14 protein-coding genes are annotated in these 13,064 nt (G+C 65.5%); 10 read left to right on the top strand and 4 right to left on the bottom strand.

Features of this window, described 5'->3' with window-relative positions; all coding sequences use genetic code 11:
* Positions 1 to 26: 26 nt before the first annotated feature.
* From purN to nadC, 6 genes are all read left to right on the top strand, one after another.
* On the top strand, positions 27 to 689 hold the full coding sequence (purN, locus tag G3N96_RS06495) for a phosphoribosylglycinamide formyltransferase (protein WP_039368183.1): 663 nt from the start codon (positions 27 to 29) through the stop codon (positions 687 to 689).
* The gene (locus tag G3N96_RS06490) at positions 686 to 1,951 is read left to right on the top strand and encodes an RsmB/NOP family class I SAM-dependent RNA methyltransferase (protein WP_124583122.1); all 1,266 of its coding nucleotides are present in this window, start codon (positions 686 to 688) and stop codon (positions 1,949 to 1,951) included. The genes purN and G3N96_RS06490 overlap by 4 nt, the downstream gene beginning before the upstream one ends.
* A gap of 18 nt (positions 1,952 to 1,969) precedes the next feature.
* Positions 1,970 to 3,334, top strand: coding sequence for a mechanosensitive ion channel domain-containing protein (locus tag G3N96_RS06485; RefSeq protein WP_124583120.1), 1,365 nt, complete (start codon positions 1,970 to 1,972; stop codon positions 3,332 to 3,334).
* A gap of 220 nt (positions 3,335 to 3,554) precedes the next feature.
* Positions 3,555 to 4,748 (top strand): acyl-CoA desaturase, encoded by a 1,194-nt coding sequence (locus G3N96_RS06480; RefSeq protein WP_206136686.1) that lies wholly within the window; start codon positions 3,555 to 3,557, stop codon positions 4,746 to 4,748.
* Positions 4,749 to 5,003: 255 nt separating this feature from the next.
* Positions 5,004 to 6,140, top strand: coding sequence for a quinolinate synthase NadA (nadA, locus tag G3N96_RS06475; protein ID WP_206136685.1), 1,137 nt, complete (start codon positions 5,004 to 5,006; stop codon positions 6,138 to 6,140).
* Positions 6,140 to 7,105, top strand: coding sequence for a carboxylating nicotinate-nucleotide diphosphorylase (gene nadC, locus G3N96_RS06470; protein WP_241022511.1), 966 nt, complete (start codon positions 6,140 to 6,142; stop codon positions 7,103 to 7,105). The genes nadA and nadC overlap by 1 nt, the downstream gene beginning before the upstream one ends.
* A gap of 91 nt (positions 7,106 to 7,196) precedes the next feature.
* Here the strand turns inward: nadC and nadB are convergent, their stop codons facing one another.
* The 4 genes from nadB to radC all read right to left on the bottom strand — a co-directional run bounded on the left by nadB (position 7,197) and on the right by radC (position 10,373).
* Complete coding sequence (gene nadB, locus G3N96_RS06465; RefSeq protein WP_046544591.1) at positions 7,197 to 8,783, bottom strand: L-aspartate oxidase; 1,587 nt, start codon at positions 8,781 to 8,783, stop codon at positions 7,197 to 7,199.
* 160 nt (positions 8,784 to 8,943) lie between these two features.
* The gene (gene rpmG / locus G3N96_RS06460) at positions 8,944 to 9,111 is read right to left on the bottom strand and encodes a 50S ribosomal protein L33 (protein WP_006478046.1); all 168 of its coding nucleotides are present in this window, start codon (positions 9,109 to 9,111) and stop codon (positions 8,944 to 8,946) included.
* 17 nt (positions 9,112 to 9,128) lie between these two features.
* Positions 9,129 to 9,362: a 50S ribosomal protein L28 gene (gene rpmB / locus G3N96_RS06455; protein WP_004186391.1), complete on the bottom strand. Its 234-nt coding sequence runs from the start codon at positions 9,360 to 9,362 to the stop codon at positions 9,129 to 9,131.
* Between the two features lie 237 nt (positions 9,363 to 9,599).
* The gene (gene radC, locus G3N96_RS06450) at positions 9,600 to 10,373 is read right to left on the bottom strand and encodes a DNA repair protein RadC (protein WP_124583118.1); all 774 of its coding nucleotides are present in this window, start codon (positions 10,371 to 10,373) and stop codon (positions 9,600 to 9,602) included.
* On the opposite strand from radC, the gene G3N96_RS39670 reads away from it, so the two are divergent.
* From G3N96_RS39670 to G3N96_RS06435, 4 genes are all read left to right on the top strand, one after another.
* A complete protein-coding gene (locus G3N96_RS39670; RefSeq protein ID WP_256093565.1) occupies positions 10,372 to 10,497 on the top strand; it encodes a hypothetical protein in 126 nt (41 codons plus the stop codon). The genes radC and G3N96_RS39670 overlap by 2 nt on opposite strands.
* 11 nt (positions 10,498 to 10,508) lie before the next feature.
* Complete coding sequence (locus G3N96_RS06445) at positions 10,509 to 10,964, top strand: peptidylprolyl isomerase (protein WP_046544593.1); 456 nt, start codon at positions 10,509 to 10,511, stop codon at positions 10,962 to 10,964.
* A 2-nt stretch (positions 10,965 to 10,966) separates the two neighbouring features.
* On the top strand, positions 10,967 to 11,947 hold the full coding sequence (gene ispH / locus G3N96_RS06440; protein WP_011352949.1) for a 4-hydroxy-3-methylbut-2-enyl diphosphate reductase: 981 nt from the start codon (positions 10,967 to 10,969) through the stop codon (positions 11,945 to 11,947).
* Positions 11,948 to 12,150: 203 nt separating this feature from the next.
* Entirely contained in the window at positions 12,151 to 12,894 is a 744-nt protein-coding gene (locus G3N96_RS06435) for an amino acid-binding protein (protein ID WP_206136684.1), read from the top strand.
* Positions 12,895 to 13,064: the final 170 nt, after the last annotated feature.

The raw sequence follows: 13,064 nt of genomic DNA, 5'->3' as shown, positions 1-13,064 counted from the left end.
GCGGGGGCGAATGGTAAAATTCGCGGATGAAAAAACTCGTGATCCTGATTTCCGGTCGCGGCAGCAACATGGAGGCCATCGTCCGCGCGTGCGCGCAGGAACGCTGGCCGGCCGAGGTTGCGGCCGTGATCGCCAACCGGCCCGACGCGGCCGGCCTGGCATTTGCCGCGTCGCACGGGGTGGCGACGGCGGTGGTCGACCACCGGTCGTTCGACGGCCGCGACAGCTTCGACGCGGCGCTCGCCGCCGAGATCGACCGATTCGCGCCCGATCTCGTGGTCCTCGCCGGCTTCATGCGCATTCTCACGCCCGCATTCGTCAGACGATACGAAGGCCGGCTGCTGAACATCCACCCGTCGCTGCTGCCGAGCTTCAAGGGCATCCACACGCACCAGCAGGCGCTCGACGCGGGGGTCGCGCTGCATGGCGCGAGCGTGCATTTCGTGATTCCCGAGCTCGACAGCGGCGCGATCGTCGCGCAGGGCGCGGTGCCCGTGCGCGCGGGCGACGACGCGGCCGCGCTCGCGCAGCGTGTGCTGACGGTCGAGCATGTGCTGTATCCGCGCGCGGTGCGCTGGTTCATCGAGGGGCGTCTGCGCCTCGAGAACGGCCGTGCAGTGGTGGCGCCGGAAGAGGCGCGCTGGATTTTCGCGGATCAACCGCATACCGAAACGAGTGAGGGCGTATGAAACTGCACGGATTCCTGATCGGCCAGACCGAGACTTTGTTGGCCGAGGTGCTGAAGTTCGCCGGCCCCGCCGATGCGACGACGAGCCGGTTCTTCCGCGCGCATCCGAAGCTCGGGCATGCCGAGCGCGGCGTGATCGCCGAGGCCGTGTTCGCGGTGCTGCGCCGCAAGATGGAGTTTTCGCATCTCGCCGAGAGCGGCACGGGCACGCCCGCGCGGCGCCTCACGCTGCTCGGCCTGATGCAGACGGCTGGCCGCAATGCGCTGAAGCCGTTCCTGTCCGACACCGAGTCCGCATGGCTCGAGCACGTATCGAAGATCGATCCGGCGAGCCTGCCGGTGCGCATCCGCACGAACCTGCCCGACTGGATCCACCAGGCCTTGTCGGCCCGTTTCGACGCCGACGAGCTCGCGCAGCTCGCGGCCGCGCTGAACTACCCGGCGCCGCTCGACCTGCGCGCCAACGTGCAGAAGGCCAGCCGTGATCAGGTCATCGACGGGCTGCGCGCGGAAGGCATCGATGCGGGCGCGACGCCGTTTTCCCCGTTCGGTGTGCGCGTGGTCGGCAAGCCGGCGCTGACGCGCCTGAGGCTGTTCGAGGAAGGCGCGATCGAGGTGCAGGACGAAGGCAGCCAGCTGCTGTGCTCGCTGGTCGCGCCGCGCCGCGGCGAGATGGTCGTCGATTTCTGCGCGGGTGCGGGCGGCAAGACGCTCGCGCTGGGCGCGATGATGCGCTCGACCGGGCGCCTCTACGCGTTCGACGTGTCGGAGAAGCGCCTGGCGAAGCTGAAGCCGCGCCTCGCGCGCAGCGGGCTGTCGAACGTGAACCCGGTGCTGATCGACAGCGAACATGACGCGAAGATCAAGCGGCTCGCCGGCAAGATCGACCGCGTGCTGGTCGATGCGCCGTGCAGCGGCCTCGGCACGCTGCGCCGCAATCCGGACCTGAAGTGGCGCCAGACGCGCACCGCGATCGACGAGCTGACGCCTAAGCAGGCGTCGATCCTCGCGAGCGCCGCACGTCTGGTGAAGAAGGGCGGCCGGCTCGTCTACGCGACCTGCAGCGTGCTCGACGCCGAGAACGAACGCATCGTCGAACGGTTCCTGGCCGACCATCCCGACTTCGTGCTGGTGCCGGCGCAGAAGGTGCTGGACGACCAGCGCATCGAGCTCGAGACGGGCGACTACCTGTCGCTGTGGCCGCATCGCCACGCGACCGACGGCTTCTTCGCCGCGGTGCTCGAACGGCGCGCTGCGCAGTAACGGCGGGCTGGACGGACGATGGAGAATCTGCAGAGCCGCCTGCTGTCGCACCGGCTGGCATTGGTCATCCGCGATTTCCACCAGCCGGTGATGATCTGGCAGGCGGCGATCCTCATCGGCGCGCTGTGCTTCGCATGGGTGGCCGCGCGCTTCGTGCACGGCCGGATCGACGCGCGCCGCCGGGCGGCCGGACGTGCGCCCGGCGCGGGCGCGCAAAGCCTGAAGCGCGCGTTGTTCCCGCTGTTCGGCAGCGTGTTCGTGGGCGGCGCGCAGCTCGCGTTCGACCCGTTCATGTCGACGTCGCTGCTGTCGCTCGCGCTCGTGCCGCTGTTCGGCATCGGGCTGATCTACGTGTTGTTCTTCTTTGCGCGGCGCGTGTTCGCGCGCGACGGCCACACGCATGCATGGCTGTCGATCGTCGAGAAGATCGTGTCGACCGTCGTGTGGGCCGCGATGGTGCTGACCGTGCTCGGCATCCAGCGTGACGTGCTCGGCTGGCTCGACAGCGTGCAGTTCCGTGTCGCCAATGCGCATCTCACGCTGCTGTCGGTGATCTCCGGCGCGCTGTGGGTGTGCGTGACGCTGATGGTCGCGATGTGGCTCGGCTCGGTGCTCGAGGATCGCCTCACGCGCGCGAGCACGCTCGACGCGAACCTGAAGGTCGTGCTGTCGCGGGTCGGCCGCGCGCTGCTCGTGTTCGCGGCGATCCTGATCGGGCTGTCGCTGGTCGGCATCGACGTGACCGTGCTCGGCGTGTTCGGCGGCGCGGTGGGTGTCGGCCTCGGTTTCGGGCTGCAGAAGATCGCCAGCAACTACGTGTCGGGCTTCATCATCCTGCTCGACCGCTCGCTTCGGCTCGGCGACGCGATCAGCGTGGGCGGTTTGCAGGGCGTGGTCACGCAGATCCGCACGCGCTACACGGTCGTGCGCGGCCTCGACGGCAACGAGACGCTGATCCCGAACGAAAAGCTGATCACCGACGTCGTGCAGAACCAGTCGTCGTACCTGACGCGCGGCTACGCGAAGGTCGCGGTGCAGGTCGCGTACACGAGCGACGTCGAGCACGCGCTCACGCTGCTCGCCGATGCGGCCAAGGGTGTGCCGCGCGTGCTGACGGAGCCTGCTCCGACCCCGTATCTGGTGGGTTTCGGCGCGGACGGGATCGACCTGGAGCTCGGTTTCTGGATCGAGGATTCGGCGAAAGGCACGTCCGGCGTGCGTTCGAGCGTGAACCGGAACATCTGGCGCCTGTTCAGCGAGCACGGGATTTCGATTCCGTTCCCGCAGCGCGAAGTGCGCGTCGTCGGGTTGCCCGACGCCTTTCCCGCCACGGACGTGACGGCCGGCAACAGCGCCGTGGACGGCCACGCACCGGCGGCATGACGCGGGCGGCCGTCAATCGTATCGACCCCGCGGCCGGTACCGGATCGCGGGCCTTTCCAAGTCCGCCCATGGACTGGGTTTGTTGCGTCAGGGCAAGAAAATGTTCATTTTTTACAAAGACTTGGAACGGTTGAAGTAAAATTCTGGTCTACACGCGGTATGCTTTCATTTTTCTGACGCTCGGCGCGTGCCGGCGTCGCTCTCATCACAGGTAACTGCCTTGTTGAATTCCCTGCTCGATTTTCTTTCCCACGGGCTCCTGCATTTTTCGTGGTGGCAGGTCGCGCTGTTCGCGCTCGCCGTCACGCACGTCACGATCATCGGCGTGACGGTCTACCTGCACCGCTGCCAGGCGCACCGCGCGCTTGAGCTGCATCCGATCGCGAGCCACTTCTTCCGCCTCTGGCTGTGGATGACGACCGGCATGCTGACCGGCCAGTGGGCCGCGATTCACCGCAAGCACCACGCGAAGTGCGAGACCGAGGAAGATCCGCACAGCCCGCAGACGCGCGGCATCTGGAAGGTGTTCCTCGAAGGCGCCGAGCTGTATCGCGCGGAAGCGAAGAACGAAGAGACGATGCGCAAGTTCGGCCACGGCACGCCGAGCGACTGGGTCGAGCGCAATGTCTATTCGAAGTATCCGATTCTCGGCATCAGCCTGATGATGGTGATCGACGTCGCGCTGTTCGGCGTGATCGGCCTGACCGTGTGGGCCGTGCAGATGGTCTGGATTCCGTTCTGGGCGGCTGGCGTCGTCAACGGCTTCGGTCACTTCTGGGGCTATCGCAACTTCAACTCGGCCGACGCGAGCACGAACCTGTTCCCGTGGGGCATCGTGATCGGTGGCGAAGAGCTGCACAACAACCACCACACATTCGCGACGTCGGCGAAGCTGTCGAACAAGTGGTACGAGTTCGACATCGGCTGGATGTACATCCGCATCATGTCGGCGTTCGGTCTCGCGAAGGTGAAGAAGGTCGCGCCGACGCCGCGCCTGAACAAGCCGAAGACGGTGCTCGACCAGGAAACCCTGCAGGCCGTGCTGTCGAACCGCTACGAAGTGATGGCACGCTACGGCAAGGCCGTGAAGCGTGCGTACCGCCAGGAGCTTGCGCACCTGAAGGAAATCGGCGGCGAGAAGTACCAGATGATGCGCGGCGCGCGCAAGTGGTTCCACAAGGATGCCGAGGGCCTCGACGAGCCGCAGAAGAAGCTGCTGCCGGAAATCTTCGCGAACAGCCAGAAGCTGCAAACCTACTTCCAGCTGCGCCAGGATCTCGCCGCGATCTGGGATCGTTCGACCGCATCGCGCGAACAGCTTCTCGCGCAATTGCAGGATTGGTGCCATCGCGCAGAACAAAGCGGCATCAAGGCGCTGCAGGAATTCGCGACGCGCCTGCGCCGCTACGCCTGATTCGAAATCGATTAGAATCTAAGGACGTCAAAAACCCCGCGTTGGCGGGGTTTTTTATTTGGTCCGCCGGTTTTTGAATGGTGATCGGCGGGGCCGGATTGGTATGAGGCTTGGGGCAACGTGGAAGCGTTGCTCCGGGGCGAGATCAGGGGATGGGATCGGGGTGGGCGCTAAAGCGCTAGCGCTGATCGACCGCGAAGCATGGGATCGGAGTAAGCGCTAAAGCGCTAACTCCGATCGACAGGAGATATGGAGATGCAATCGACGATCAAACCCGTCGAGTACGACCGGCCCGTTGCAGCAGGGACCGTATGCGGCGTGGGCCAGGCATGGGCCAAGGTGCCCGATGCACCGTCCGCCGAAGAGCGGGCCGCGCTGAAAGCGCGCATCAAGGCCTTGCTCGTGCGTGAAAAGGCCGTGCTGGTCGCGCACTACTACGTCGACGCCGAATTGCAGGAGCTCGCCGACGAAACCGGCGGCTGTGTCGCCGATTCGCTCGAAATGGCCCGCTTCGGCCGTGACCACGACGCACAGACGCTGGTCGTCGCCGGCGTGCGCTTCATGGGCGAAACCGCGAAGATCCTGAGCCCGAACAAACGCATCCTGATGCCCGATCTCGACGCGACCTGCTCCCTCGACCTCGGTTGCCCCGTCGACGAATTCTCGGCGTTCTGCGATGCGCATCCCGACCGTACCGTCGTCGTCTATGCGAATACCAGCGCCGCCGTGAAGGCGCGCGCGGACTGGATGGTCACGTCGTCGATCGGCCTCGAGATCGTGGCCGACCTGCACGCGCGCGGCGAGAAGATCATCTGGGCGCCGGATCGCCATCTCGGCAGCTACATCCAGAAGAAAACCGGCGCGGACATGCTGCTGTGGCAAGGCTCGTGCCTCGTTCACGACGAATTCAAGGGCATCGAACTCGACCTGCTGCGCGCCGAATATCCGGACGCGAAGGTGCTCGTCCACCCGGAATCGCCGGAAAACGTCGTCGCGCAGGCCGATGTGGTCGGCTCGACCACGCAGCTGATCGATGCGGCGGTCAAGTTCGACGCGACGCACTTCATCGTCGCGACCGATCTCGGCATCCTGCACAAGATGCAGCTTGCGGCGCCCGGCAAGACCTTCATCGCCGCGCCGACGGCCGGCAACAGCGCCACCTGCAAGAGCTGCGCGCACTGCCCGTGGATGGCGATGAACGGCCTCGCGAACCTTGCCGACGTGCTCGAACGCGGTCACAACGAGATCTGCGTCGATCCTGCGATCGGCGAGCGCGCACGCCTGCCGATCGACCGGATGCTCGATTTCGCAGCCGCGCACAAGAAGCGCGTGCAGGCGAGCGGCGATCTGCAGCGTGACCAGCAACTGTTCGCGAACGTGGGGGCTGCGTAATGAATAGCCCCCACGCTCACATTCGTTCGCTGGCCCCCGAGGGGGCAGCCACCGTCCTTGGGAGCGGCCCGGCGGAAGGCGGCGCGAGCTCCGCAGTATCGCCGCTCTTCAACATCGTCCGCGAGCAGTACGGCGCGGCATTCGACGATGCGATCGCGCGCAACGTGGCCGATGCGATCGCGGAAGACGTCGGCACCGGCGACCAGACCGGGCGGCTCGTACCGGCCGGCGGACGCCGCCGTGCGCGCATCATCGTGCGCGAGGAGGCCGTGCTGTGCGGCGTGCCGTGGTTCGAGGCCGTGATTGCCCGGATCGATCCGGCGATCGTCGTGCAGTGGCGTTATCGCGAAGGCGATCGTATGTCGCCCGATTCGACCGTCTGCGAACTCGAAGGGCCGGCGCGCGCGCTGCTGACGGCCGAGCGCAACGGATTGAACTTCCTGCAGCTGCTGTCGGGCGTCGCGACCGCGACGCGTCGTTACGTCGATCGCGTCGAAGGCACGCGCGCGAAGATCCTCGATACGCGCAAGACGCTGCCGGGCCTGCGGCTCGCGCAAAAGTATGCGGTGCGCGTCGGCGGCGGTGAGAACCAGCGCCTCGCGCTGTATGACGGCATCCTGATCAAGGAAAACCACATCGCGGCGGCAGGCGGTGTCGGCGAGGCGCTCGATGCGGCATTTGCGCTGGAGTCGGGCGTGCCCGTGCAGGTCGAAGTCGAGACGCTTGCGCAGCTCGATACGGCGCTCGCACATCGCGCGCAGTCGGTGCTGCTCGACAACTTCACGCTCGACATGATGCGTGAAGCGGTGCGCGTGGCGAACGGCAAGGCCGTGCTCGAAGTGTCGGGCGGCGTCAATTTCGATACGGTGCGTGCGTTCGCGGAAACGGGGGTCGATCGCATCTCGATCGGCGCGCTGACGAAGGACGTGCGCGCGACGGATTATTCGATGCGGATCGTCGACTGACCGAACGCCTTCGATCAGACAAAAAAGCCGTTGGCGCGCAAACGCCAACGGCTTTTTTCCTGTGCGGCCGCAGCCGGAAAGGGCGTGCCGCTCAGCGACGCGCGCGCGGTGTGAGCACGCTCGGCAGGGCCTTCGGCAGCGAGTTCGGCCAGTCGCGGCTGTAGTGCAGCCCGCGGCTTTCGCGGCGCGAGTGTGCGCTCTTCACGATCAGGGTCGCCACGTCGACGAGGTTGCGCAATTCGAGCAGGTCGCGCGTCACGCGGAAGTTCGCGTAGTACTCCTGGATCTCGTCACGCAGCAGCGACAGCCGGTGCTTCGCGCGTTCGAGGCGCTTGTCGGTACGCACGATGCCGACGTAGTTCCACATCAGGCGGCGCAGCTCGTCCCAGTTGTGCGCGACGACGACTTCCTCGTCCGCATCCGACACGCGGCTTTCGTCCCACGCGGGCAGCGTGGCCGGCGTTTCGGCATCGAAGCCGGCCGCTTCGATCGCCTCGGCCGCCGCGCGGCCGATCACGAGACATTCGAGCAGCGAGTTGCTCGCGAGCCGGTTCGCGCCGTGAAGCCCCGTGTAAGACGTTTCGCCGACCGCATACAGGCCCGCGAGATCGGTGCGCCCGGCGAGGTCGGTGACGACGCCGCCGCACGTGTAGTGTGCGGCCGGCACGACGGGAATCGGCTCTTTCGCGATGTCGATTCCGAATTCGAGGCAGCGCGCGTGGATCGTCGGGAAGTGTTCGCGCAGGAACGCTTCCGGCTGGTGACTGATGTCGAGATACACGCAGTCGATCCCGCGCTTCTTGATCTCGAAGTCGATCGCGCGCGCGACGATGTCGCGCGGCGCGAGTTCGGCGCGCGGATCGTGTGCGGGCATGAAGCGCGTGCCGTCGGGCAGCTTCAACAGGCCGCCTTCGCCGCGTACGGCTTCGGAAATCAGGAACGACTTCGCATACGGATGGAACAGGCAGGTCGGGTGGAACTGAATGAATTCCATGTTCGACACGCGGCAACCCGCGCGCCACGCCATTGCGATGCCGTCGCCGGTCGCGGTGTCGGGGTTCGTCGTGTACAGGTAGACCTTGCCGGCGCCGCCCGTGGCGAGCACCGTATGCGGCGCCTCGATCGTGATCGTGCGGTCGTTGTCGACGTCGAGCGCGTAGAGGCCGTGACAGCGGCGGCCGGGCAGGCCGAGCCGGTCCGACGTGATCAGGTCGATCGCGTGGTGGTTTTCGAAGAACGTGATGTTCGGATGCTGGCGTGCACGCGCCGACAGCGTGGCGAGCACCGCATGGCCGGTCGCGTCGGCCGCGTGGATGATCCGGCGGTGGCTGTGGCCGCCTTCACGCGTGAGGTGGAAGCCGAGCTCGGCCGCGTCGTCCTTCGTGAACGGCACGCCCTGCGAGATCAGCCATTCGATCGCTTCGCGGCCGTGCTCGACGATATAGCGCGTCGCGCCTTCGTCGCACAAGCCGCCACCGGCGACCAGCGTGTCGTCGACGTGGTTCTCGATGCTGTCCGCCGAATCGAGGACGGCCGCGATGCCGCCTTGCGCGTTATCGCTCGCGCCCTCCATCATCGACCGTTTCGCGATCAGCGCGACACGTCGCGTGCTGGCCAGGTTGAGTGCGACCGACAGCCCTGCCAGGCCGCTGCCGACGATCGCCACGTCGAATTTCATGCTGCATCTCCATCGTTACGCTTTTGATCTTGTGCGTTCCGGCGGCCGTGGCCGCGGAAAGGGGAGAGCATACCGCGTCGCGCCGGAGCGTGCGCGCAAAACAAAAAGCCCCGCATGTGCGGGGCTTTTCGGTCGCCGTCAGGCTAGCAGAAACCGGAGATTACTTGATCTTGGTTTCTTTGTATTCCACATGCTTGCGGACGACGGGATCGAACTTCTTGATCGCCATCTTTTCCGGCATGTTGCGCTTGTTCTTCGTGGTCGTGTAGAAGTGACCCGTACCAGCGGTCGACTCGAGCTTGATTTTGTCGCGTGCGCCTTTTGCCATGATTCTGCTCCTTGGGCTTAGGCTTCGCCGCGTGCGCGCAGGTCAGCGAGCACGGAATCGATGCCGTTCTTGTCGATCAGGCGCAGGCCGGCGTTCGAGACGCGCAGGCGCACCCAGCGGTTTTCGCTCTCTACCCAGAACCGGCGGTTTTGCAGGTTCGGCAGGAAGCGGCGCTTCGTCTTGTTGTTGGCGTGGGAAACGTTGTTGCCGCTCATCGGCGCTTTCCCAGTTACTTGGCATACGCGTGCCATGAGAGCACTCCTAATACGCTAAATTCGGGGTTCGATCGCCGATGAAGGTTCCATCGTACCGCCACGTGATCCATGGCTGCACTCAGAACGCCGAAGCCCTTACAGACAAGGCCCTTCGATGGCTAGAACTGGTTGGAAAAAAGACAGACGGCGATTCTAGCAGAAAAAGTTCAGAAAAATCAAACCTAATTTCGCATCGCCGTTGCGGCGCCGTTGGGCGGGCCGCAATCGCACAGTCTACATCCAACCGGCCCGTGCGAACGAAAAAGTATCACTGGTGCCGATCACGACGTGATCGAGCAGCCTGACATCGACGAGTGCGAGCGCGTCGTGCAGCACGCGGGTCAGGCGGCGATCTTCCGCGCTCGGCTGCACCGCGCCCGACGGATGGTTGTGGGCAACGATCAGTGCCGCGGCGTTGTATGCCATCGCGCGGCGCACGATCTCGCGCGGGTAGACGGCCATGCGCGTCAGCGAGCCGCGCGTGATTTCCTCCATGTCGATCAGGCCGTGGCGCGCGTCGAGGTAGACCGCGGCGAACACTTCGTACGGACGCGCGCCGATCTTCAGCCGCAGATAGTCCTCGACCGCGCCGGGCGAATCGATCGGCATCTTCTCTTGCGCTTTCTCCTTCAGCATGCGACGCGCGATCTCGATGACGGCAACCAGCCGCGCGGCGCGCGCGGGGCCGATGCCGGGGTGCGCCTCGAAATCGCCGGTGGTTGCCTCGAGCAATCCGTGCAACGACTTGAACTGCTTGACCAGTGCGCGGGCGGTGGTGAATACATCGTGCCCGGGCTTGCCCGTGCCGAGCAGCAGGGCGACCAGTTCGTCGTCGGTCAGCGCCGCCGGCCCGCGCTCCAGCAATCGCTCGCGTGGCCGCTCGGGCCGCCAGCCGCGCAGGCGGTGCTTGCGCCGGTGGATCGGGATGACGCGGCCGGGCGGATCGGCCGGCAGATCGGCGCTGTCGCGGCATTCGACGGGCGGCAAGGCTGGGCAGGGTGACAGCATGCTTGAAACTCCATTGGCGGCGGGCAGTGTGCGCGACGTCGTCGCACTTTCCGCCTTGCGCGCTCAGGTGACTTACAATATTGGTTTTGCGCCGGGCCTTTCGGCCGTATCGGGCGCCGACTGAACGAGTAATTCATGAGCCTCATCGATCTATCCGAAGTGAAGCCCGGTTCCCACGTCACGTTGCATTACCGGCTGGCACTCGCCGACGGCGCCGATATCGTCAACACCTTCACCGACAAGCCGGCCACGCTGCTGCTCGGCGCGGGGCAACTGGCGCCGTCGCTGGAACAGATTCTGATCGGCCTCAGGGTCGGCGACCATTCGACTTTTCAGCTAGCCCCCGAACAGGGGTTCGGTCCCCGGAATCCCGACATGCTCCAGCGCGTGACGCTGTCGACGCTGCGCGAGAACGGGATGGTCGGCGACGATTTCACGCCGGGCGAGCTGATCGAGTTCAACGCGCCGGACGGCGGCCGATACGCGGGCGTGCTGAAGGAAGTCAGCGAAACCTCGGCACTGTTCGACTTCAATCATCCGCTCGCGGGCCAAGCGCTCACGTTCGAAGTGAAAATCATCGGAATCCTGTAATCATGAGCACCACCGATACGCTGTCCGGGCAGACCGTCGCCGCCGATGCCGAAATCCTGCTGGCCCAGCCGCGCGGTTTCTGCGCGGGTGTCGATCGCGCGATCGAGATCGTCGAGCGCGCCATCGCGATGCACGGTGCGCCGATCTACGTCCGTCACGAGATCGTCCACAACAAGTACGTGGTCGAGGATCTGAAGAAGAAAGGCGCGATCTTCGTCGAGGAACTCGAGGAAGTGCCGGCCGGCAATACCGTGATCTTCAGCGCGCACGGCGTGTCGAAGGCCGTGCGCGACGAGGCCGACGTGCGCGGGTTGCGCATTTACGACGCAACCTGCCCGCTCGTCACGAAGGTGCACGTCGAAGTGGCGAAGATGCGCCAGGACGGCGTCGACATCGTCATGATCGGGCACAAGGGCCATCCGGAAGTCGAAGGCACGATGGGGCAGGTCGAGCGCGGCATGCATCTCGTCGAGAGCGTCGAGGACGTGCAGAAGCTCGAGCTCGCCGATCCCGAACGCATCGCGCTCGTCACGCAGACGACGCTGTCCGTCGACGATGCAGCCGAGATCATCGGCGCGCTGAAGGCGAAGTATCCGAAGATCCGCGAGCCGAAGAAGCAGGACATCTGCTACGCGACGCAGAACCGCCAGGACGCCGTGAAGTTCATGGCGCCGCAGTGCGATGTCGTGATCGTCGTCGGCAGCCCGAACAGCTCGAATTCGAGCCGCCTGCGTGAAGTGGCCGAGAAGCGCGGCGTGGACGCGTACATGGTCGATGCACCCGACCAGATCGATCCGGCATGGGTCGCAGGCAAGCGTCGCATCGGCGTGACGGCAGGCGCGTCGGCCCCCGAAGTGCTCGCCCAGGCCGTGATCGCACGGCTGCGCGAACTCGGTGTGCGCAATGTCCGCGCGCTCGACGGGATCGAGGAAAACGTGTCGTTTCCGCTGCCGCGCGGGTTGAACTTGCCGCCCGCCGCCTGATTGCCGCATCGCACCCGCGGAACACCGAAGCGCGCCTGACGGCGCGCTTTTTTTTGCCTGTCGAAATCGCAATCGCAACCATTATTCGGATCAATGGTGCAACCGGGTTGCCCCGCGCGCTTCCAAGCGTCTCTCAAAATTGGTTGCAATGCAGGAAAACCCCATCGAATCAGGATTATTGGCGTCCTATAAATGGAGTTACAATGCGCCCGTTTTCAGGCCTGAATGGCTTTGAAATCGGATTTTGGCAAGGCGCGGGAGACCACTCGATGCATGTGAAGTTGGCTTACGCCATGTCCGTCGCCGCACCGGTTGCAATGCTTGCCGGCTGCAGCAAAAAGAGCGACGACGAGGCGGGGAGGGAGGCTGCGGTGTTCGCGGCACCGCCGGCCAGCAGCGTGCGCGTCGCCGGAACCGGTCGTGCGGCACCGTTCGTGTGCCGCACCGCGCAATTGGGCAAGGACAAGGAAAACGGGGCACGTTTGGCGATCGAGGAAATCAATGCGCTTGGCCTGGCGAACGGCCAGGCAGCGGGCACGCAGGTTGCAGCACAGCAGGCCGCCGGTCGTGGCGTGACAGCGACCGTGCGCGCCGATCGACGCAGGCCGGCCCGAGTGCCCGGCGATGCGGGCAGCGTGCCGATGTCGCCGGTCCCCTTTCATTTCGATTCGACGAAACAGCGCGTTGCCGCGAGCAATGATGGCGCGGCGCGCGGTCTGGTTCGTACGATGGATTCCGACGCAGTCCTGACGAATGTCGGGCGCGGCGTTCGCGGTGCCTTGCGAGGCAGCGCGGCACGGAATCCGATCTGCCCGGGTGCGGGGCTTGCCTCGCCCCGGACGGGACAAGGCACGGATGCCGGGCAACCGGACGATGGCCGTCTCGGCATGCTGCCCTACGACTTCAAGGAGGCCACGAACACCGTCCTCGATGTCGTGACGATTTAGCGACGGGACTCATGACGGCACCGGAACAGTGCGGTGCCGTTTTTGTATCCGCTCCGGCGGCAGGTCCGGCCGTACAGGCCGGGCGACGCGCGCCGGGACGATCCACCCTTACCGGTATCGACTAGTACCCGCAGTGTCGCCGAGAAGGCGCGATTCCTCGCTTACCCGCG

Origin of the sequence: Burkholderia sp. Se-20373, from assembly GCF_017104705.1 — a bacterium.
GTDB lineage: Bacteria > Pseudomonadota > Gammaproteobacteria > Burkholderiales > Burkholderiaceae > Burkholderia.
Note: the sequence above shows the minus strand (reverse complement) of the source record. Positions and strands in the feature narration are given on the sequence as shown.